Below are 20,776 nucleotides of genomic sequence, written 5' to 3' on the forward strand. Positions count from 1 at the left end.
CGGTTCGCAATCCGCGAAGGTGGGCGGACAGTCGGCGCTGGCGTTGTGTCAAAGATTATCGAGTAACTTCGCCCAGGCGAAGTTACCGGTGGGTGTCAGGGCCTTTTCCCCGATCAGGAAAAGGTCCCGAGAACCCACACCAACGTGATCTGGGCGCTACAACACCCACAAAACCAAACAAGGCCGTCGCAGACATGCGGCGGCCTAATTTGTTTCCGAATGTCCTTGTGAATCTTCAGCCCCAATCATGACGATCGTCTGACGCTCACAATACGGGGGTAAGCGAACGATCACCCCCATCAATTCCGAAGAAACCGCAGTATTTCGTGATCAGCCGAAATCGATTGGACCGCCATCGTCAATTGGACCGCCGCCGCCATCAGAAATACCTGTGACAGTTACAGTGAGCGTTGCAGTTGAACCGCCTTCGATGGTGTATTCAAACGCCGTCTGTGCGGTTTCTCCATCGTTCAGATAGGCAAAATCGCTTGGCCCGAATTCGGAAGATGCAGCCGAAAAATCGACTGTGCCATCGGCAAAGATCTTGATGGCGCCACCATTGCTGCCCAGCACGATATCGCCAATCGCATTTGCGTCGCCATTTACAGCCGTGACGTCACCGGCATAGATGAATTCATCGGTCTGGTCGTTTTCGAGTATACTCTCGGCAAAGTCAGACAGATAATCGAACGGCACAAATGGTGGGTTAAACGTTTCGACTTCGGACACCGTCATTGTGTCGTCGATGGCGACATTTACCGGTTCGACTGGTCCGTCCGGAAAGTCAGGGACTTCGCCACCGATCTTAAGCGAACCATCCCGCGACCCGCCTTCTGCACCAACAGATGTCAAACGTACACCGATGTCCTGCATGCTTAGATCCTGCAGCGACAGATTGGCGGTATTATGTGACAGGATAAAGCTGGTTTCTCGGATGTCGTCTTGACCGATACCTTGGGTCCCGAATTGCACACCGGCATCGAACTTGCCCAGTTCCTTAATAACTTCGCCGTTCATATTGGTATAGTTGTCGACCTTCGTGACACCGTCCACCTTGAGCACGGTATCGGTGACATCGCTTCCTGTAATCGTCATGCCATGGGTCAGGCTGTCATCGGCAAGATCAAAGAAAAACGCATTCAAATCACCGATGGAGCCTGTGTCATCCAGCACCTTCAGGTCGAATTGAAGCGAACCGTCAGCAAGTTCCGTAATCGTAAATTCGACGTTGACGTCGCCGTAAAGAATAAATGTTTCTGAAGTCATCAAGTGTCCCTTCGTAATGGCCTGCGATTTTTCGCTCGTGCCAATGTCGTTACGAAGAAGTCAGGACTATGGTGAGCGACAGGCGATTTGTTGTTTCTTGTTCGTAATGAGTTCGGTATGCAAAAGGAGGACGCCCGACAGCCTACACTTGTGTGCGGTGCTTGCCTCATGTGGACCGTGATGAAACTCGATCGGCTCCTGATGTAGCGAGTCAATGTTCGAATGCGTCTGGAAAAATCAGAATTGCAGTCGAATTAACCGGGGATTGGGTTATTTTCAGGCACACCCCCTTCTTATAATTCTCCAAGATGATCCCATGCCGATGGGGGCTGCCTTTGCGCGTTAACGACCCTGAAACAGGGCGCGCCCTCACCTGCGTTTCCTTGGCCAGCGCGCCAAGGTCCAACAGCAAAGAGGGACACATACATGAAATTAGTCATCGGCCTAGATGGACAAAGCACGGGGGAAAAGGCCCTCGACTTTGCCAAAAACATGGCGGCCAAGACCACTGACTGCGAATTGATCGTGGTTTACGTGATCGAATGGTCGCCGTTTTCCTTCCAGACTGCGGAAGAAAACGCTGAACGGCACAAACGGCGCGAAGAGGAAATCTCGGTCGCGATGGAGCGCGTTGTCGATCCTGCGGTGAAATCGCTGAAGGATTCCGGGTTGAACGCCCGTGCGATCGTGCGCCACGGGCATGTTGCCGACACGATTGATGATATCGCCCATAGCGAAGCTGCGGATCAGATTATCGTTGCACGTTCAAGCGAGGGCGGTCTGTCTTCCCGTCTGTTCGGAAGTTCCACTGCAACCCTTGTCATGAACGCCCGCGTTCCTGTCACCGTTGTCGTATAAGGAAGGTCGATTATGAATTTCTATCACAAACTCCTTCTGACCCTCGGGGCGCTGATCGCGACCTCTGGTCAGGCTTTCGCGCAAGAGGCCCAAAGCCTTGATGCGCGGGTCAACGAAATCTTTGCCAATTCAACCGGCTGGTTCGTGAACGGTATCTTTGCGCCAATCCCGGGCACCAGTTTTCCTTGGATCGTGATGTGGCTGGTCGTCGGTGCCACAGTGTTCACGCTTTACTTTGCCTTTGTTCAGTTCCGTTTCTTCGGCCACGCGATTGCGCTGGTAAAGGGTGACTATTCCGACCCGAACGACGCGGGCGAGGTCAGCCACTTTCAGGCGCTTGCCACGGCCCTTTCGGGCACGGTCGGTCTGGGTAACATCGCGGGTGTTGCCGTGGCCGTCGGGATCGGCGGACCGGGGGCGACCTTCTGGATGATCCTTGCGGGTCTTCTGGGGATGGCGTCCAAGTTTACCGAATGTACGCTGGGTGTGAAGTATCGCAACGAATACCCTGACGGCACCGTCTCAGGTGGCCCGATGTATTACATGAGCAAAGGCTTTGACGAACTGGGTCTGCCGGGTGGCAAGATCCTTGCGATCCTGTTCTCGATCTTCTGTATCCTCGGCGCACTTGGCGGCGGCAACATGTTCCAGGCCAACCAGGCCCATGTGCAGATCACCCAGATCACCGGTGAATTCCCCGGCTGGATCACAGGTCTGATCTTTGCGGCAGTTGTCTTTGCGGTCATTGTGGGCGGGATCAAGTCCATTGCCAAGGTGACAGAAAAGGTCGTGCCATTCATGGGCATCCTTTATGTCGGTGCTGCGCTGATCGTTCTGATCGTGAACTACGACATGATCGGGACGGCGTTCAGCCAGATCTTCGCAGGTGCCTTTACCGGCCTTGGTGTTGCTGGCGGTCTTGTCGGTGCGTTGATCCAGGGCTTCAAGCGGGCTGCGTTTTCGAACGAGGCGGGCGTTGGGTCCGCGGCGATCGCCCACTCTGCGGTAAGAACCAAAGAGCCGATCACCGAAGGCTTTGTGTCCTTGCTTGAGCCACTGATCGACACGGTGGTCATCTGTACGATGACAGCGCTTGTGATCGTCATCTCGGGTCAGTTGATCATGGATGCCGAAACAGGCAACTTCGTTCTGAACGAAGCAGGCACAGCGATTGCCACTGTTGGCGATACATCCGGCGTAGCCCTGACATCGGCTGCCTTCGGATCATCAATCAGCTGGTTCCCGTATGTGCTGTCCCTTGCGGTCGTCCTGTTCGCTTTCTCGACCATGATCTCGTGGTCCTACTACGGGCTGAAGGCATGGACCTATCTCTTTGGTGAAGGCAAGACGACCGAGCTGATCTTCAAGATCATCTTCTGCATCTTCATCGTGATCGGTGCGGCGGCAAGCCTTGGCCCTGTGATTGATTTCTCGGATGCGGCAATCTTTGCCATGGCCGTCGTCAACATCACGGCGCTTTATTTTCTGATGAAGATCGTCAAGCAAGAGCTGCAGTCATACAGCGCACGCCTTAAGGCTGGCGAGATCAGGAAGTTTTCTCACTAGAATTGCTTGGGGCGGCCTTGTTCGGTCGCCCCGGCTACACGCCCTTGTCGGCCTTTTCGCACGCTGCGTTCAGGGCCGCACCCAGTGACCGCCGCGCCGCTTCCAATGTTTCATCGTCGGCCTTGCGCGGCACCGTCCCGTCCCAAGTGTGAAAGACCACATGCCCACGGGTGAACGGGAAGGGGAACATCATCCTGTCCCAAGTTTTCAGCCGCTTATGCCGTTTCACGGCGAAGGCATAACAGAACACCGGTCGCCCGATTGCGCCCGCCCAGCCAAGTGTCGCATCATTTACAACCCGTGCTGGTCCGTTCGGCCCGTCCGTCGTCATGCCGATGCTGATCCCGTCCCGCAAGCGTTTCAGCACCTCGCGCGAGACTTTCGCATTACTGCGCTTCTCGGACATTTTCATCGGGCGGCGGCCAAAGCGGCGATGCATGTCTCCCCCGACACGCCCGATTGCTGAACTGGCAAACAGGGTGGATAACTCGCCAAGCGCGTCCGGCCAATGTGCCGGACCAAAGAGCGAGCGTTCGTGCCACATCGCGAACAAGACGGGGCCGTCCTTAGTTGCGGCGGCAAGGGCATCGCGTCCTTCATACGTCCAGCGGGTCGTGCGCAGACAGAACCGCAGATAGCCCGTCACCAGTGCTCCAAGAAGACGTGGCGCAAGATCGGACTTGATGAAATATCTGCGAACTGCGCGCACAAGACTGGCTTTCCGGGCGGTGACTTATCGCTTCATGCGATATTTGTCGGCCCAAACGCAAGTCAGGCACTTGATCCGCGTGGCGGTTCGGGCTAATCCGAGCCTCGGCCATAGGGGTATAGCTCAGTTGGTAGAGCGACGGTCTCCAAAACCGTAGGTCGCGGGTTCAAGCCCTGCTGCCCCTGCCAGGCCTCCCCCACACGTCGCGGAGGCAGGATGTTCCCCCAGATTGCATTGCACATCGGAGCGCACAAGACAGCGACGACGCATCTGCAGCGGTCGATGTTTGCGCAGGCCGATGTTTTGCGCACCGCCGGCGTGCGGTTTTATGGTCCGCCGCATTTTCGCGCAGGCCAAAGCATTGCCGAACGGTTCGGGGATGACGGCAAGGCCGCAATCGCAGAGATGGCAGGCCCCGCGCATCGTGTGGTGCTGAGCGAGGAAAACTTTATCGGGACGTTGCAATCGCGCAAGGGCAAGGTGGCGATGCCGCTTTATCCGCTGGCGGCAGACCGGATCAGCGCGCTTGCGTCCAGGATCGCGCCGAATGGACTTGATGTGTTCCTGTCCGTGCGCAATCCCGCGCATTATCTGACGTCGGCTTTTTGTCAGGCTCTGATGGGCGGTCACCGCGTCGCGCTTGGCGATGTCATGGCATTGAACCCGTTGGGCAGGGTCGATTGGGCCGAACTGACCGACCGGATCGCGCAGGCAGATGGTGTGCGCAGCCTGACAGTCTGGCGATACGAAGATTACACAGCGCTGTTTCCCGAAATCGCGCGGCGCATGCTCGGCGCGGACATCACCCTGCCACCCATCGACAAGATCGTGCATCGCGGTCTGTCCGCAGATGCCGTTGCCGAAATCCAGATCCGCTATGCGCTGGGCAAAGGTCGCAAGGCCGCTGTGAACGCCCGCGAACGGTTCCCGATCGGGCCGGACCATCCGCCATTCGATGCATTCCTGCCCGAAGACCACGCCCGCGCGGCAAAGCAATACGCGGAACAGATCGCGCGGATTGACGCAAACACCGTGGTGACCCTGCTCCGCCCTTGAAAAGCTGGCAGCCAAGGCGTATGTCGCCTCTATTCTGCAAGAAGGTATCCCGCTCCATGGCGAATCCAGTCAAATTCATCAACGAAACACGTGCGGAAGTCGCGAAGGTCGTTTGGCCGACACGTCGTGAAGTGATCACGACGACGATCATGGTGTTCATCATGGCGGCACTGACGGCAGTGTTTTTCAGCCTCGTTGACTGGGTCATCCGCGGCGGGTTGAGCGCGGTTCTGGCCTACTTCGGCTAGGGGCCGGGCGGCGTTATTCTGGCGCTGCCCCCTTGAACCGATGGGGAATGGGCGTTAATAGCGCCTGACTTCCGGAAATGGCGTGCGGCGAATCGTGTTGCGCGCCGCTTTTATTTTTCGGAGCAACGGTAAAACCGTTTGGAACAACTGGAATTTGCGGGGTGACCCGCAACGACGACGAGGTGTCGAGGCTCATGGCGAAACGTTGGTATTCGGTAAGCGTTCTTTCGAACTTCGAAAAGAAGATCGCAGAGACCATTCGCCAGAAGGCGGAAGAGCAGGGCCTGTCCGACCAGATCGACGAAGTGCTTGTACCGACCGAAGAAGTGATCGAGGTCCGTCGCAACAAGAAAGTGACGGCTGAACGCCGCTTCATGCCCGGCTACGTGCTGGTGCACATGGAAATGTCGGACGAAGGCTATCACCTGATCAATTCGATCAACCGCGTTACCGGTTTTCTTGGTCCTCAGGGGCGTCCGATGCCGATGCGCGACGCCGAAGTACAGGCCATCCTTGGCCGCGTCGAAGAAGGTCAGGAAGCACCACGCACCCTGATCCATTTCGAGATCGGCGAGAAGGTCAAGGTCAACGACGGGCCGTTCGAAGACTTCGACGGCATGGTCGAAGAAGTGGACGAAGCCGAACAGCGCCTGAAGGTGACTGTATCCATCTTTGGCCGCGCGACCCCAGTCGAACTGGAATTTACGCAGGTGTCCAAGCAGGGCTGAACCAAATTACGCGACGTTTTCGAAATGCCGTCCGAGGGGCGGCATTTCTCGTTTCAGCTGGGCGTAGAGAGATTTCGGCTTCGCGGACAAAGCGCCATTTCGCTAAGGCTGTGCCAATGTCCGGTTTGCTGAAGGGACATAGATACAAGATATAGCGACTGGGGTTTGATCATGACAGAAACCTGGGCGTTATCCTTGAATAATATCCGTGCGATTCTGAATAAGGCGGTCAGCAACCTACATTATGAGCCCATTCCGGACTTGCGGGGCCGCATCGCGCCTTTTCCGATGATCTATGATCGCATCGCGGACATTTGAACATTCTACTTTGCGGGCAAGCCCATCTCTTTCAATTGACTGAGTTTTTTCTCTGCTACAGGTCTGCTATATTCACGAAGCAGCTTCAGGGCGAACTTGCGATCGGGAAGGCGAAGCCGAATTTCGTTCCCCTCATCATCATACCGCAGCTCAATTGCTTCAATTTCATCAAATCTGTAGGAAGAGCTGGATGAATGATGCCATAGCAGAGCGCGCTGAAAATAGATGTTTACCGTCCGGCGGTCGGGATGAATCTCAACAACATAATCTCTTCTGACAAGCGACACGTACAGACCGGCAATGATTAGTATACTTGAAAAACCAACCGAAATGGTCAGGAGGAGGAGAAAGACCAAGAACTCTTTGAGGCGCGCCATGTCGCCCCCGAAAATAGACGCGACAAGGTCATAGGCTTCGCGGCTGAACAGTCCAAAAACGCCAATCAAAGCGCCCGCGATAAGCATCATAAACGGTACAGCCATAAAGCTGACAAGCCTACCGGCGAGCGTAGCTTCTTGTCTGTATTCGAGAACCATCGTCTAGCCTTTTTCCGATATGCAAATGAGATATCAAAACTGTTTGGCGTTTTTAAGGCTGGTGGAAGAATTTGACAGGCAGAAATGCTGCATCGGTGGGTTTAGCCTCATTGCCGCCGTTCACTGCACGTACAAACCGCTAAGCTACAAGGTCAAATTTTTATCGAGCCACGCGTTTCAATGCATGCGGTCGTACCTGAAAGATGAAAAGTGGACATCTGTCGAGAACGCAGCATTAAACGCTCTGGGCTCAAACCGGACATCAGAGTCATTTTTCTTGCGCCCAATTCTATCTCTGCTATAGCCCGCCCGTCGGTCCGACCGACATCCACTGTGGGAGGCGAGGCGCACGCGTGCGTCAGACCGGACCACACAACGAAAAGCCCTGCGGTCGCGACCAAGGGGCGTTGGAATAGGAGATAGCCTTATGGCTAAGAAAGTTATGGGCACGCTCAAACTGCAGGTTCCTGCAGGCGCGGCCAACCCAAGCCCGCCCGTGGGCCCGGCGCTGGGTCAGCGCGGCATCAACATCATGGAATTCTGCAAGGCGTTCAACGCCAAGACAGAAGACATGGAAAAGGGCGCACCTTGCCCGACCGTCATCACCTACTATCAGGACAAGTCGTTCACGATGGAAATCAAGACGCCACCTGCGTCTTTTTACATCAAGAAAGCGGCCAAGCTGAAGTCGGGTTCGAAAGAGCCAGGCAAGCAGGTCGCAGGGTCGATTTCCGCCAAGCAGGTACGTGAAATCGCCGAAGCCAAGATGAAGGACCTCAACGCGACGTCCATCGAAGGCGCAATGCTGATCATCGCGGGCTCTGCCCGCTCTATGGGCATCGAGGTGAAGTAATGGCAAAATACGGTAAGCGCACAACAGCAGCGCGCGAAGCATTTGCTGGCAAAGAAAACGTCACAGTCACCGAGGCTGTGTCACTGGTCAAAGACAACGCCAAGGCAAAGTTCGATGAAACCATCGAAATTTCCATGGTTCTGGGTGTCGACCCGCGCCACGCCGACCAGATGGTCCGCGGCACGGTCACATTGCCAAACGGCACCGGCAAGACTGTCCGCGTTGCTGTCTTCGCACGCGGCGACAAGGCCGAGGAAGCCAAGAAAGCCGGTGCAGACATCGTCGGTGCAGAAGACCTGATGGAAACCATTCAGGGCGGCACAATCGACTTTGACGTTTGTATTGCGACACCTGACATGATGGGTGTCGTTGGCCGCTTGGGTAAGGTTCTGGGTCCACGCAACCTGATGCCAAACCCACGTACAGGCACAGTGACCCCCGACGTGACCGAGGCGATCCAGGCCAAGAAGGGCGGCGAGATCCAGTTCAAGGCTGAAAAGGCCGGTGTGGTTCACGCAGGCATCGGCAAAGCCTCTTTCGATCACAAGAAGATCGAAGAGAACGTTCTGGCGTTTGTCGACGCAGTGCAGAAAGCCAAGCCGACAGGTGCAAAGGGCACCTATATGAAGAAGGTTTCCCTGACCTCGACAATGGGTCCGGGTGTCTCTGTCGCGATCGACAGCGCGACTGGCAACTAAGCTTTCCCGTCAAATGAATTGAAAGGCCGTCCCGATCGGGGCGGCCCTTTTTTTAATGACGGCACTGCGGGACAAAGCGGACATGCCGCAATCCTGGCGCTAAACTGACTTCGGATTAGGAGTGCTGAAAGATGACAGTCAAACGCATCGTTTCGAATATAGCGGCGACCGAGGTCGAAAACGTCAAAAGGTTCTATGCGGACCTCTTCGGTTTGAATGTCGTGATGGATCACGGGTGGATCGTGACCTTGGCGTCTGACGAAATGGCGCGAACGCAGCTCAGTATAGCGACGGAAGGTGGGTCGGGGACTGCAGTTCCCGATCTCTCGATCGAGGTTGAGAATGTCGATGCTGTCTATCAACGCGCCAAGAACCTTGGTCATGCAATCGAATACGAGCTGACCGATGAACCATGGGGGGTTCGGCGCTTCTACCTATTCGACCCCACTGGAAAGCTCCTGAACATCCTGTCACATCCAGCTTGATCGGCGTCGGATTGGGCTCAAAGCAGACCTTCCGAACCGAATTCTCATTCGCTAATCCAATCCCCCTTCCCAAAAGTGCCCCAACCCCCTAAACAGCCCTTCACATCGCCCGGTTTGATTCGGGCCGGTGTATCTGTCCAAGACGGTGGGTGATCCTCAGATCATAAATCCTGCCTGAGACGGGAAAGACCGGAATTGCTCTGGGGTTCTCCTCAGTCACACTCCCGGCTCGCACCCCGTTATATCGCGGACTGTTACGTTCGGTGGTTCGCCACCGGGCAAAATTGAGCCGGAGGGGTCACCCTCCAAACTTGGAGTGAAACTGTGGATAGAGCCCAAAAAGAACAACTGGTCGACGAACTCGGCCAAGTTTTTGAAAGCTCTGGCGTCGTTGTGGTTGCCCACTACGAGGGAATGACAGTTGCCGAAATGCAGGACCTGCGCGCGAACATGCGTGAAGCGGGTGGGTCTGTTCGCGTTGCCAAGAACAAGCTCGCCAAGATTGCTCTGGAAGGTAAGCCATGCGCAAGCATCGCCGAATACCTGACAGGCATGACCGTGCTCGCCTTTTCCGAAGACCCAGTGGCTGCGGCCAAGGTCATCGACAATTACGCCAAAGAGAATGACAAGCTTGTCGTCCTCGGCGGTGCAATGGGCGATCAAGCACTTGATCCTGCTGGTGTGAAAGCCGTTGCCGGGATGCCAAGCCGCGAGGAGCTTATCGCTTCCATCGTGGGTTGCATCGCAGCACCTGCCGCAAACATCGCCGGGGCCATTGGCGCGCCTGCTTCCAACATCGCAAGCATTCTTTCGACCATCGAAGAGAAGGCTGCATAAGGCACCTGACTACTCTCGTGGGGTATTCGCCTCGCGTTGGAACACAAATTTAGAAATGGAAAAGCAAAATGGCTGATCTGAAGAAACTTGCTGAAGAGATCGTTGGTCTGACCCTTCTCGAAGCACAAGAACTGAAAACCATCCTCAAGGACGAGTATGGCATCGAACCAGCTGCCGGTGGCGCTGTGATGATGGCAGGCCCAGCTGGCGACGCCGGCGGTGCAGCTGCTGAAGAGAAAACTGAATTCGACGTCGTTCTCAAGAACGCCGGCGCTCAGAAAATCAACGTCATCAAAGAAGTCCGCGGCATCACAGGTCTTGGCCTGAAAGAAGCCAAAGACCTCGTCGAAGCTGGCGGCAAGATCAAAGAAGGCGTCGCAAAAGCCGAAGCCGAAGAGATCAAGGGCAAGCTGGAAGCAGCTGGCGCAGAAGTCGAACTGGCCTAAGCCGGACCGACAGTCTCAAAGAAGCCCGGGTTGCTGTGAAGCAGCCCGGGTTTTTTGCGGCTTGCGATTCGGCGCGGGGAAGGGTGCGGCAGGGTTTGAAACCTTCAATCGGGCCGGGCCCGTACGTCACCCCCTAAAAAGTTGTTGATTTTCTCTCAAGACCTTGAACTTTCCGCGAATCCCCACTAATTGGCAGGTTCGGTCCACAAACCTCGGCGCACAAAAAACCAGAAACACCTTTGTAAGCTTATCTTTCAAAGCGCTCAACCGCGCGTTTTGACAGGTAAGTTGTTCATTTCGGGAGAGATGTTTGGGAAACATCTCAGGTATTGAAATGACCCTGCCAGTATTCGGACGCGTTTTGGTATCCCAGCCAAAGCGCGTTCTGACATTATGGAGACTTAGCTTTGGCTCAATCCTTCCTCGGTCAGAAACGCCTGCGTAAATACTACGGCAAAATCCGTGAAGTTCTTGAAATGCCGAACCTTATCGAGGTTCAGAAATCATCCTACGATCTGTTCCTGCGCTCTGGCGACAGCGACACGCCGCTTGACGGCGAAGGAATCAAGGGTGTGTTCCAGTCGGTTTTCCCGATCAAGGACTTTAATGAAACCGCAGTGCTGGAGTTCGTCAAGTACGAGCTGGAAAAGCCGAAGTATGACGTTGAAGAGTGCCAGCAGCGCGACATGACCTACAGCGCGCCATTGAAGGTGACACTCCGTCTGATCGTATTCGATGTGGACGAAGACACAGGCGCGAAGTCCGTAAAGGACATCAAGGAACAGGACGTCTTCATGGGCGATATGCCGTTGATGACACCAAACGGCACGTTCGTTGTGAACGGCACAGAGCGTGTGATCGTTTCCCAGATGCACCGCTCTCCCGGCGTGTTCTTTGACCACGACAAGGGCAAGACACACTCGTCCGGCAAGCTACTGTTCGCCTGCCGCATCATTCCTTACCGCGGGTCGTGGCTCGACTTTGAATTCGACGCCAAGGATCTGGTATTCTGCCGTATCGACCGTCGCCGCAAGCTGCCTGTGACAACCCTGCTTTATGCGCTGGGTCTGGATCAGGAAGGCATCATGGATGCCTACTATGACACCGTCGATTACAATCTCGACAAGAAAGGCAAAGCCTGGACCACGAAGTTCTTCCCGGAGCGAGTGCGCGGCACCCGTCCGGTGATGGACCTTGTCGATGCCAAGACCGGCGAAGTCATTGCCAAAGCAGGCGAAAAGGTCACGCCACGTTCGGTCAAGAAACTGATCGACGACGGCAAGGTGACAGAATTGCTTGTCCCTTATGACAGCATTGTCGGCAAGTTCGTTGCCCGCGACATCATCAACGAAGAAACCGGTGCGATCTATGTCGAGGCCGGTGATGAACTGACGCTGGAATACGATAAAGAGGGCAACGTCACTGGCGGCACCCTGAAAGAGCTGGTGGATGCCGGCATCAAGACGATCCCTGTTCTTGATATCGATAACATCAACGTCGGCGCTTACATGCGCAACACGATGGCCGGTGACAAGAACATGAACCGCGAAACCGCGCTCATGGATATCTATCGCGTCATGCGTCCGGGTGAGCCACCGACCGTCGATGCAGCCTCTGCGCTGTTCGACACGCTGTTCTTTGACAGCGAACGCTATGACCTGTCCGCAGTGGGTCGCGTAAAGATGAACATGCGCCTTGATCTGGATGCCGAAGACACCATCCGTACGCTGCGCAAGGAAGACATCGTTGCCTGTATCAAGGCGCTTGTCGAGCTGCGTGACGGCAAGGGCGACGTGGACGATATCGACCACCTCGGCAACCGTCGTGTGCGTTCAGTTGGCGAACTGATGGAAAACCAGTACCGCGTCGGTCTGCTGCGCATGGAGCGCGCGATCAAGGAACGCATGTCATCCGTCGAAATCGACACGGTTATGCCGCAGGACCTGATCAACGCCAAGCCAGCCGCTGCTGCTGTGCGTGAATTCTTCGGCTCTTCGCAGTTGTCGCAGTTCATGGACCAAACCAACCCGCTGTCCGAAGTCACGCACAAGCGCCGCTTGTCCGCACTTGGGCCAGGTGGTCTGACCCGCGAACGTGCAGGTTTTGAAGTCCGCGACGTACACCCGACCCACTATGGCCGGATGTGCCCGATTGAGACACCGGAAGGCCCGAACATCGGTCTGATCAACTCGCTGGCCACATTTGCCCGCGTGAACAAGTACGGCTTTATCGAAACACCCTATCGCAAGGTCGAAAACGGCAAGGTAACTGACGAAGTGCAGTACATGTCCGCGACCGAAGAAATGCGTCACACGGTGGCGCAGGCGAACGCGAACCTCGATAAAGACGGCAAGTTCGTCAACGACCTCGTGTCCACCCGTCAGAACGGTGAATACACGCTGGCGCAGAACGAAAGCGTCGATCTGATTGACGTGTCGCCAAAGCAGCTGGTTTCTGTTGCCGCATCGCTCATCCCGTTCCTTGAAAACGACGACGCGAACCGTGCGTTGATGGGATCGAACATGCAGCGTCAGGCTGTGCCGCTTCTGCAGGCCGAGGCACCACTTGTGGGCACTGGCATCGAAGAAGTCGTCGCCCGTGACTCGGGCGCTGCCATCATGGCAAAGCGTGCGGGTACCATCGACCAGGTCGATGCGACACGTATCGTTATCCGTGCGACCGAAGATCTGGAACTCGGCGACGCTGGCGTTGACATCTACCGGATGCGCAAATTCCAGCGGTCCAACCAGAACACCTGCATCAACCAGCGTCCGCTGGTGAAAGTGGGCGACACGGTTCAGAAGGGCGAAGTCATTGCCGATGGTCCATCCACGGACATGGGTGAACTGGCACTTGGCAAAAACGTGGTCGTCGCGTTCATGCCTTGGAACGGCTACAATTACGAAGACTCCATCCTGATTTCCGAGCGTATCGTGCGTGACGACGTCTTCACCTCGGTCCACATCGAGGAATTCGAAGTCGCCGCGCGTGACACAAAGCTTGGGCCAGAGGAAATCACACGCGACATTCCAAACGTCGGCGAGGAAGCCCTGCGCAACCTCGACGAAGCCGGGATCGTGTACATTGGTGCCGAAGTCGGGCCAGCGGATATCCTTGTTGGCAAGATCACACCAAAGGGCGAAAGCCCGATGACGCCGGAAGAAAAGCTTCTGCGCGCCATCTTTGGTGAGAAAGCGTCAGACGTGCGTGACACGTCCTTGCGTCTGCCACCGGGTGATTTCGGAACGGTCGTCGAAGTGCGTGTCTTCAACCGTCACGGCGTCGAAAAGGACGAACGTGCGCTGCAGATCGAACGGGAAGAGGTCGAACGCCTTGCCCGTGACCGCGACGATGAGATGGTCATTCTGGACCGTAACATCTACGCGCGTCTGTGGGACATCATCAACGGCAAGAAAGCCGTCAAAGGGCCGAAAGGCTTCAAGGCGGGTTCTATCGTGTCCGAGGAAAGCGTCGCCGATCTGTCCCGCGGGCAGTGGTGGCAGCTGGCCATGGAAGACGAAGATGATGCCAAGATCGTCGAAGCTTTGAACGAACAGTACGAAATCCAGAAGCGCGCGATGGATGCACGTTTCGAGGATAAGGTCGAAAAAGTCCGTCGTGGTGATGATTTGCCACCGGGTGTCATGAAGATGGTCAAGGTCTTCGTCGCGGTTAAGCGCAAGCTGCAGCCCGGCGACAAGATGGCCGGTCGTCACGGCAACAAGGGTGTTATTTCCAAGGTTGTGCCGATGGAAGACATGCCGTTCCTTGCGGACGGAACCCCTGTCGACTTCTGTCTGAACCCGCTGGGCGTGCCATCGCGTATGAACGTCGGTCAGATTCTTGAAACACACATGGGTTGGGCCGCACGCGGTCTGGGTATCCATATCGACGAGGCACTGTCCGAATATCGCCGCTCTGGTGATCTGACGCCCGTGCGCGAAGCGATGAAGATCGCCTATGGTGATGACGTTTATGCCGAGGGCCTTGAAGGGATGGACGAAGACCATCTTGTCGAAGCTGCGGGCAACGTCACACGTGGTGTGCCGATTGCGACACCCGTCTTTGACGGTGCGAAAGAGGCCGACGTAAACGACGCGCTGACGCGTGCCGGTTTCGACACCTCGGGTCAGTCGGTTCTGTTTGACGGCCGCACGGGTGAGCAATTCTCTCGGAAGGTCACAGTGGGTGTGAAATACCTGCTGAAACTGCACCACCTGGTCGACGACAAGATCCACGCACGTTCCACAGGGCCATACAGCCTTGTCACGCAACAGCCGCTGGGTGGTAAAGCCCAGTTCGGTGGTCAGCGTTTCGGGGAAATGGAAGTCTGGGCACTCGAAGCATACGGCGCGGCGTACACGCTGCAAGAGATGCTGACAGTCAAGTCGGATGACGTCGCAGGCCGCACCAAGGTCTACGAAAGCATCGTCAAAGGCGAAGATAACTTTGAAGCCGGCGTGCCGGAATCCTTCAACGTGCTCGTGAAAGAAGTCCGGGGCCTCGGCCTCAACATGGAACTCCTGGATGCGGAGGATGAGGAGTAGGGCCGCGGCCCTGCTTTCTCCATCTCTTAACGCGCCCAATTCAAGGAATTGAAAATGAACCAGGAACTGACAAACAACCCGTTTAACCCGCTTACACCGGCGAAAACGTTTGACGAAATCAAGGTCTCTCTGGCCTCACCCGAGCGGATCCTGTCGTGGTCCTTTGGTGAGATCAAGAAGCCGGAAACCATCAACTACCGCACGTTCAAGCCTGAACGTGACGGCCTGTTCTGTGCGCGTATCTTTGGCCCGATCAAAGATTATGAATGCCTCTGCGGTAAATATAAGCGCATGAAGTATCGCGGCGTTGTCTGCGAAAAATGCGGTGTTGAAGTGACACTGCAAAAGGTCCGCCGCGAGCGGATGGGCCACATCGAACTGGCCGCACCTGTTGCGCACATCTGGTTCCTGAAATCGCTGCCATCCCGCATCGGCCTGATGCTGGACATGACCCTGCGCGATCTGGAACGTATTCTGTATTTCGAAAACTACGTTGTCATCGAACCCGGCCTGACAGACCTGACATACGGTCAGCTGATGTCCGAGGAAGAGTTCTATGAAGCACAGGACGTTTACGGCATGGACGCCTTCCAGGCGAACATCGGCGCCGAAGCGATCCGCGAAATGCTGTCCCAAATCGACCTTGAAGGCGAAGCCGAACAGCTGCGTGCGGACCTCAAGGAAGCCACAGGCGAACTGAAGCCCAAGAAGATCATCAAGCGTTTGAAGATCGTCGAAAGCTTCATCGAATCCGGCAACCGTCCGGAATGGATGGTTCTGACCGTGATCCCTGTGATCCCGCCGGAACTGCGCCCGCTGGTGCCACTGGATGGCGGCCGTTTCGCGACGTCTGACCTGAACGATCTGTATCGTCGTGTAATCAACCGGAACAACCGTCTGAAGCGTCTGATCGAACTGCGCGCGCCTGACATCATCGTCCGTAACGAAAAGCGGATGTTGCAGGAATCTGTTGATGCGCTGTTTGACAACGGCCGCCGTGGTCGTGTGATTACAGGTGCAAACAAGCGTCCGCTGAAATCGCTGTCCGACATGCTGAAAGGCAAGCAGGGTCGTTTCCGTCAGAACCTTTTGGGGAAACGCGTCGACTTCTCTGGCCGTTCGGTCATTGTGACGGGTCCGGAACTGAAACTGCACCAGTGCGGGTTGCCCAAGAAGATGGCGCTCGAACTGTTCAAGCCGTTTATCTATTCGCGCCTTGAAGCAAAGGGCCTGTCTTCCACTGTGAAGCAAGCCAAGAAGCTGGTCGAAAAAGAGCGTCCCGAAGTTTGGGACATTCTGGACGAGGTCATTCGCGAACACCCTGTCATGCTGAACCGTGCGCCAACGCTGCACCGTTTGGGCATTCAGGCGTTCGAACCCGTCCTGATCGAAGGTAAAGCGATTCAGCTGCACCCGCTCGTCTGTTCCGCGTTCAACGCTGACTTCGACGGTGACCAGATGGCGGTACACGTCCCGCTGAGCCTTGAAGCACAGTTGGAAGCCCGCGTTCTGATGATGTCCACGAACAACGTGCTGTCACCGTCCAACGGTGCGCCAATCATCGTGCCATCGCAGGATATGATCCTTGGCCTGTACTACACGACCATCATGCGTGAAGGCATGAAGGGCGAAGGTCTTGCGTTCGCTGACATCGAAGAGGTCGAACACGCCCTCAACGCCGGCGAAGTGCACTTGCACGCCAAAATTCAGGCGCGGATGATGCAGATCGACGAAGAAGGCAACGAAGTGATGACCCGCTTTGAAACGACCCCGGGTCGTTTGCGGTTGGGCGCACTGTTGCCATTGAACGCCAAGGCACCTTTCAGCCTCGTCAACCGACTGTTGCGCAAGAAAGAAGTGCAGCAGATCATCGACACGGTCTATCGCTACTGTGGCCAGAAAGAGTCTGTCATCTTCTGTGACCAGATCATGACGATGGGCTTCCGCGAAGCGTTCAAGGCCGGGATTTCTTTCGGCAAGGACGACATGGTCATCCCGGATACAAAGTGGGAACTGGTCGACGAAACACGCGAGCAGGTGAAAGACTTTGAACAGCAGTACATGGACGGCCTTATCACTCAGGGTGAAAAGTACAACAAAGTTGTCGATGCCTGGTCAAAGTCGAACGACAAGGTCACTGACGCGATGATGGCGACAATTGCGACGACGCCAATCATGGAAGACGGCTCTGAAGGTGAACCGAACTCGGTTTACATGATGGCCCACTCCGGTGCGCGTGGTTCTGTGACACAGATGAAGCAGCTGGGCGGGATGCGCGGTCTGATGGCCAAGCCGAACGGCGAAATCATCGAAACGCCGATCATCTCGAACTTTAAGGAAGGTCTGACCGTTCTTGAATACTTCAACTCTACCCACGGTGCCCGTAAGGGTCTGTCGGATACGGCGCTGAAGACTGCGAACTCCGGCTACCTGACACGTCGTCTGGTGGACGTCGCGCAGGACTGCATCGTCCGCGAGGTCGATTGCGGGACAGAGCGTGCGATCACTGCTGAGGCTGCCGTCAATGACGGTGAGGTCGTAAGTTCGTTGGCTGAACGTGTGCTGGGCCGTGTATCGGCTGACGAAGTGCTCAAGCCGGGCACTGACGAGGTGTTGGTCGAACAAGGTGAATTGATCGACGAACGCAAGGCCGACATGATCGACGTGGCTGGCATCGGCAAGATGCGGATCCGCTCGCCACTGACCTGTGAATCCGAAGATGGCGTTTGTGCGATGTGCTATGGTCGTGACCTTGCACGCGGTACGCGCGTCAACATCGGTGAAGCTGTCGGCATCATTGCCGCGCAGTCTATCGGCGAACCCGGCACGCAGCTGACGATGCGGACATTCCACATCGGCGGTGTTGCGCAGGGTGGTCAGCAGTCGTTCCTCGAAGCATCGCAGACCGGCAAGGTCGAATTCCGCAATGCGCAGCTGCTTGAAAACAAGGCGGGCGAGCAGGTGGTCATGGGCCGTAACATGGTGCTGGCCATCATGGGTCCTGACGGTGAAGAGCGTGCGAACCACAAGATCGGTTACGGCTCCAAGGTGTTCGTCAAGGAAGGTGCCGAAATTCTGCGCGGTGACAAGCTGTTTGAATGGGATCCATTCACGCTGCCGATCATTGCCGAAAAGGGTGGCAAGGTAAAATATGTCGACCTCGTCAACGGTATCGCGATCCGCGAAGAAACCGACGACGCGACAGGCATGACACAGAAGATCGTGTCTGACTGGCGCGCCGCCCCCAAGGGCAACGAACTGGCACCGAAGATCATCGTGGCCGGTTCAGACGGTGAGCCTGTATTGAAAGACGACGGCAACCCTGTGTCCTATGCGATGTCGGTTGATGCGGTTCTGTCCGTAGAAGACGGTGAAGACATCCAGCCGGGTGATGTTGTTGCGCGTATTCCGCGTGAAGGTGCCAAGACCAAGGACATCACCGGTGGTCTGCCACGTGTGGCCGAACTGTTCGAAGCCCGTCGTCCAAAGGATCACGCGATCATCGCCGAAATCGATGGTTACGTGCGCTTTGGCAAGGACTACAAGAACAAGCGCCGCATCGCGATCGAAAGCTCTGACGATCCGGACGTGAAGGTCGAATACATGGTGCCCAAGGGTAAGCACATCCCGGTTGCGGAAGGTGACTTTGTCCAGAAGGGTGACTACATCATGGACGGCAACCCGGCACCGCACGATATTCTTGCGGTTATGGGGGTCGAGGCCCTTGCGGACTACATGATCGACGAAGTGCAGGACGTCTATCGCCTGCAGGGCGTGAAGATCAACGACAAGCACATCGAGGTTATCGTGCGCCAGATGCTCCAGAAGTGGGAGATTCAGGACAGTGGTGACACCGTTCTGCTGAAAGGCGAGAACGTCGATAAGGCCGAGTTTGATGAAGCCAACGCAAAGGCACTTAAGCGGGGCGATCGCCCCGCAACGGGCGAGCCGATCCTGCTTGGTATCACCAAGGCGTCCTTGCAGACACGGTCGTTCATCTCTGCCGCGTCGTTCCAGGAAACAACGCGCGTGCTGACCGAAGCATCGGTTCAGGGCAAGCGGGACAAACTGGTCGGCTTGAAAGAGAACGTGATCGTTGGTCGTCTGATCCCTGCCGGGACCGGTGGCGCGACACAGCGCGTGACACGCATCGCAGCCGAACGTGATAACGTCGTCATCGAAGCGCGCCGCGAAGAGGCCGAACAGGCTGCCTTGCTTGCCGCACCCGCTGAAGGCATGGGCGACGATGTGGTCGGCGGTGACGAGTTCGACACGCTGGTGGCGGACACACCCGAAAGCCGCGACGAGTAAGACAGTCGTCTATCTAAAAAATAAAGCCCCCGGTTTTCCGGGGGCTTTTTTCGTTCTGGCGCGGCGGTTTTACCGTTACTGTTTCGGTTTCACGGTGAAATGTTGTGGCGGCAGGCGCAAATCCCAGTGGACCCCGCCGGTGCGGTATTCCAGTGATGCTTTGCCTGCGACGCTTGATTCGGCGACGCTTTGCAGCACTTTCTGACCAAACCCTTTGTGAACCGGTTCCGACACATCCGGTCCGTCCGTTTCTTCCCACGTGATGACCAGCGGCAGATCTGGATCGTCGGTCACCTGCCAGGAGATCGACACATGTCCCGTCTCTATCGAAAGTGCCCCGTATTTCGACGCGTTCGTCGCAAGTTCGTGCATCGCCATGCCGATTGCCTGCGCCGCTTCTGTGCTGACGTTGACGTCAGGCCCCTCGACCTGAACGCGCGTGCTGTTCAGTTCGGAAAAGGCGGTCAAATGCGCCGTGACCAGATTTTTCAGCTCGGCATGTTCCCACGCACCTTTGACAAGCGCATCGTAGTTCCGGCCAAGCCCGATCAAGCGATTGGTAAACCGTTCCAAGGCCGTCTCGGGATCACCCGAGGAAAACGTGCGCCGCGCGATACTTTGCACCACGGTCAGCATGTTCTTGGACCGGTGATTCAGTTCTTCAAGCAGGTATTGGATACGATCCTGCGCCTGCTTGTGCGGTGTGATGTCAAGGATGGCGACCAGTCCCGTTTGGGCAACCATCTGCGATCCGTCCTTTGACGGTGAAAACGCAACCTGCTTGCGCGCTGACACCCAACGCACATCGCCGTTGCGGTGAACGACGCGGTGCTGGACATCTATGAAATTCGCGCCTTTGTCGGGATCCAACAGGTCTTCGACCTGATAGTCGATGCTTATCCAATCCTCGGGATGTATCCGGCTGTGCAGCAGGTCGCGTGGAACGGCTTTATCAGCCGGAAGGTCGAACAGCTCTGCCGCGGTGGTATCAAACGTGATGGTATCGGCAAGATAGTCGACAGATCCCAAGCCGATGCCCGCAACCTTGACGCCCAATTCAAATTTGTTTGACAGGTCTTTGACCTTGTAGTCCATTTTCGTCCCTCATTTTGACCGACAACCAGACGCGTCTGTCGTTTGTAAACGATCAGAGGTACGGGCGCTTTAACCTATGTTATCGTGTCCTTTGACGTTAGCAACATTCCGCAACACGGCGAATGTGCGGAATAACCGGTGGGTCCAAGCAATCTGCGGGTTTGCCTGACTTGATCCGTGGGCACGGCTCGCCTAGCGTTAAGCACAGATTTGAATACA

Annotated in this window: 19 protein-coding genes and 1 tRNA gene; 15 read left to right on the top strand and 5 right to left on the bottom strand. The window is 56.1% G+C overall.

Annotated elements, in window-relative coordinates; genetic code table 11:
- Positions 1-66, top strand: a 66-nt coding sequence (locus BMY44_RS17895) for an EF-Tu C-terminal domain-related protein (protein ID WP_199491037.1), incomplete at its 5' end; no start/stop codon positions are given.
- 264 nt (positions 67-330) lie between these two features.
- On the opposite strand, the gene BMY44_RS17900 is transcribed toward BMY44_RS17895, so the two are convergent.
- Entirely contained in the window at positions 331-1,266 is a 936-nt protein-coding gene (locus BMY44_RS17900) for a hypothetical protein (protein WP_089997346.1), read from the bottom strand.
- Positions 1,267-1,692: 426 nt separating this feature from the next.
- Between BMY44_RS17900 and BMY44_RS17905 the strand changes: the two genes are divergently transcribed.
- Both BMY44_RS17905 and BMY44_RS17910 read left to right on the top strand, forming a co-directional pair.
- The gene (locus BMY44_RS17905) at positions 1,693-2,124 is read left to right on the top strand and encodes a universal stress protein (RefSeq protein WP_089997347.1); all 432 of its coding nucleotides are present in this window, start codon (positions 1,693-1,695) and stop codon (positions 2,122-2,124) included.
- A gap of 12 nt (positions 2,125-2,136) precedes the next feature.
- Complete coding sequence (locus BMY44_RS17910) at positions 2,137-3,690, top strand: alanine/glycine:cation symporter family protein (protein ID WP_089997348.1); 1,554 nt, start codon at positions 2,137-2,139, stop codon at positions 3,688-3,690.
- A gap of 34 nt (positions 3,691-3,724) precedes the next feature.
- Here BMY44_RS17910 and BMY44_RS17915 read toward each other — a convergent pair whose 3' ends face one another.
- Entirely contained in the window at positions 3,725-4,336 is a 612-nt protein-coding gene (locus BMY44_RS17915; RefSeq protein WP_165611882.1) for a lysophospholipid acyltransferase family protein, read from the bottom strand.
- A 175-nt stretch (positions 4,337-4,511) separates the two neighbouring features.
- Here BMY44_RS17915 and BMY44_RS17920 point away from each other — a divergent pair.
- From BMY44_RS17920 to secE, 3 genes are all read left to right on the top strand, one after another.
- A tRNA-Trp gene (locus tag BMY44_RS17920) sits at positions 4,512-4,587 on the top strand.
- Positions 4,588-4,615: 28 nt separating this feature from the next.
- Positions 4,616-5,455 (top strand): hypothetical protein, encoded by an 840-nt coding sequence (locus BMY44_RS17925; protein ID WP_089997350.1) that lies wholly within the window; start codon positions 4,616-4,618, stop codon positions 5,453-5,455.
- 56 nt (positions 5,456-5,511) lie between these two features.
- Positions 5,512-5,703: a preprotein translocase subunit SecE gene (secE, locus tag BMY44_RS17930; RefSeq protein ID WP_165611883.1), complete on the top strand. Its 192-nt coding sequence runs from the start codon at positions 5,512-5,514 to the stop codon at positions 5,701-5,703.
- Positions 5,704-5,716: 13 nt separating this feature from the next.
- Here the strand turns inward: secE and BMY44_RS18265 are convergent, their stop codons facing one another.
- On the bottom strand, positions 5,717-5,899 hold the full coding sequence (locus tag BMY44_RS18265; protein ID WP_165611884.1) for a hypothetical protein: 183 nt from the start codon (positions 5,897-5,899) through the stop codon (positions 5,717-5,719).
- Here BMY44_RS18265 and nusG point away from each other — a divergent pair.
- Both nusG and BMY44_RS18270 read left to right on the top strand, forming a co-directional pair.
- Positions 5,898-6,431 carry a transcription termination/antitermination protein NusG gene (nusG, locus tag BMY44_RS17935; RefSeq protein WP_089997352.1) on the top strand — a complete coding sequence of 178 codons (534 nt, stop codon included), beginning with the start codon at positions 5,898-5,900 and terminating at the stop codon, positions 6,429-6,431. The genes BMY44_RS18265 and nusG overlap by 2 nt on opposite strands.
- A 171-nt stretch (positions 6,432-6,602) precedes the next feature.
- Positions 6,603-6,749 carry a hypothetical protein gene (locus BMY44_RS18270; protein ID WP_165611885.1) on the top strand — a complete coding sequence of 49 codons (147 nt, stop codon included), beginning with the start codon at positions 6,603-6,605 and terminating at the stop codon, positions 6,747-6,749.
- Positions 6,750-6,754: 5 nt separating this feature from the next.
- Here the strand turns inward: BMY44_RS18270 and BMY44_RS17940 are convergent, their stop codons facing one another.
- Positions 6,755-7,285 (bottom strand): hypothetical protein, encoded by a 531-nt coding sequence (locus BMY44_RS17940; RefSeq protein ID WP_089997353.1) that lies wholly within the window; start codon positions 7,283-7,285, stop codon positions 6,755-6,757.
- A gap of 427 nt (positions 7,286-7,712) precedes the next feature.
- On the opposite strand from BMY44_RS17940, the gene rplK reads away from it, so the two are divergent.
- The 7 genes from rplK (at position 7,713) to rpoC (ending at position 19,462) form a co-directional block, all read left to right on the top strand.
- Positions 7,713-8,138, top strand: coding sequence for a 50S ribosomal protein L11 (gene rplK / locus BMY44_RS17945; protein ID WP_089997354.1), 426 nt, complete (start codon positions 7,713-7,715; stop codon positions 8,136-8,138).
- The gene (rplA, locus tag BMY44_RS17950) at positions 8,138-8,836 is read left to right on the top strand and encodes a 50S ribosomal protein L1 (protein WP_089997355.1); all 699 of its coding nucleotides are present in this window, start codon (positions 8,138-8,140) and stop codon (positions 8,834-8,836) included. Before rplK ends, rplA begins: the two co-directional genes overlap by 1 nt.
- A 131-nt stretch (positions 8,837-8,967) precedes the next feature.
- Positions 8,968-9,321: a VOC family protein gene (locus BMY44_RS17955; protein ID WP_089997356.1), complete on the top strand. Its 354-nt coding sequence runs from the start codon at positions 8,968-8,970 to the stop codon at positions 9,319-9,321.
- Positions 9,322-9,645: 324 nt separating this feature from the next.
- Positions 9,646-10,158, top strand: coding sequence for a 50S ribosomal protein L10 (gene rplJ, locus BMY44_RS17960; protein WP_089997357.1), 513 nt, complete (start codon positions 9,646-9,648; stop codon positions 10,156-10,158).
- A 68-nt stretch (positions 10,159-10,226) separates the two neighbouring features.
- The gene (rplL, locus tag BMY44_RS17965; protein WP_089997358.1) at positions 10,227-10,604 is read left to right on the top strand and encodes a 50S ribosomal protein L7/L12; all 378 of its coding nucleotides are present in this window, start codon (positions 10,227-10,229) and stop codon (positions 10,602-10,604) included.
- 407 nt (positions 10,605-11,011) lie between these two features.
- Positions 11,012-15,151: a DNA-directed RNA polymerase subunit beta gene (gene rpoB / locus BMY44_RS17970; RefSeq protein WP_089997359.1), complete on the top strand. Its 4,140-nt coding sequence runs from the start codon at positions 11,012-11,014 to the stop codon at positions 15,149-15,151.
- 54 nt (positions 15,152-15,205) lie between these two features.
- On the top strand, positions 15,206-19,462 hold the full coding sequence (rpoC, locus tag BMY44_RS17975) for a DNA-directed RNA polymerase subunit beta' (RefSeq protein WP_089997360.1): 4,257 nt from the start codon (positions 15,206-15,208) through the stop codon (positions 19,460-19,462).
- A gap of 75 nt (positions 19,463-19,537) precedes the next feature.
- On the opposite strand, the gene BMY44_RS17980 is transcribed toward rpoC, so the two are convergent.
- Positions 19,538-20,557 (bottom strand): sensor histidine kinase, encoded by a 1,020-nt coding sequence (locus BMY44_RS17980; RefSeq protein ID WP_089997361.1) that lies wholly within the window; start codon positions 20,555-20,557, stop codon positions 19,538-19,540.
- Positions 20,558-20,776: the final 219 nt, after the last annotated feature.

Origin of the sequence: Cognatiyoonia koreensis (assembly GCF_900109295.1) — a bacterium.
In the GTDB taxonomy this organism is placed as follows: domain Bacteria; phylum Pseudomonadota; class Alphaproteobacteria; order Rhodobacterales; family Rhodobacteraceae; genus Cognatiyoonia; species Cognatiyoonia koreensis.

Bases quoted from the DNA above. Each gene is read 5' to 3' on its own strand.
- BMY44_RS17900 (WP_089997346.1), bottom strand. From the start codon at position 1,266: ATGACTTCAGAAACATTTATTCTTTACGGCGACGTCAACGTCGAATTT.
- BMY44_RS17980 (WP_089997361.1), bottom strand. From the start codon at position 20,557: ATGGACTACAAGGTCAAAGACCTGTCAAACAAATTTGAATTGGGCGTC.
- BMY44_RS17925 (WP_089997350.1), top strand. From the start codon at position 4,616: ATGTTCCCCCAGATTGCATTGCACATCGGAGCGCACAAGACAGCGACG.
- BMY44_RS17910 (WP_089997348.1), top strand. From the start codon at position 2,137: ATGAATTTCTATCACAAACTCCTTCTGACCCTCGGGGCGCTGATCGCG.
- BMY44_RS18265 (WP_165611884.1), bottom strand. From the start codon at position 5,899: ATGAGCCTCGACACCTCGTCGTCGTTGCGGGTCACCCCGCAAATTCCA.
- BMY44_RS17905 (WP_089997347.1), top strand. From the start codon at position 1,693: ATGAAATTAGTCATCGGCCTAGATGGACAAAGCACGGGGGAAAAGGCC.
- rpoC (WP_089997360.1), top strand. From the start codon at position 15,206: ATGAACCAGGAACTGACAAACAACCCGTTTAACCCGCTTACACCGGCG.
- BMY44_RS18270 (WP_165611885.1), top strand. From the start codon at position 6,603: ATGACAGAAACCTGGGCGTTATCCTTGAATAATATCCGTGCGATTCTG.
- rplA (WP_089997355.1), top strand. From the start codon at position 8,138: ATGGCAAAATACGGTAAGCGCACAACAGCAGCGCGCGAAGCATTTGCT.
- rplL (WP_089997358.1), top strand. From the start codon at position 10,227: ATGGCTGATCTGAAGAAACTTGCTGAAGAGATCGTTGGTCTGACCCTT.
- secE (WP_165611883.1), top strand. From the start codon at position 5,512: ATGGCGAATCCAGTCAAATTCATCAACGAAACACGTGCGGAAGTCGCG.
- BMY44_RS17940 (WP_089997353.1), bottom strand. From the start codon at position 7,285: ATGGTTCTCGAATACAGACAAGAAGCTACGCTCGCCGGTAGGCTTGTC.
- BMY44_RS17955 (WP_089997356.1), top strand. From the start codon at position 8,968: ATGACAGTCAAACGCATCGTTTCGAATATAGCGGCGACCGAGGTCGAA.
- nusG (WP_089997352.1), top strand. From the start codon at position 5,898: ATGGCGAAACGTTGGTATTCGGTAAGCGTTCTTTCGAACTTCGAAAAG.
- rplK (WP_089997354.1), top strand. From the start codon at position 7,713: ATGGCTAAGAAAGTTATGGGCACGCTCAAACTGCAGGTTCCTGCAGGC.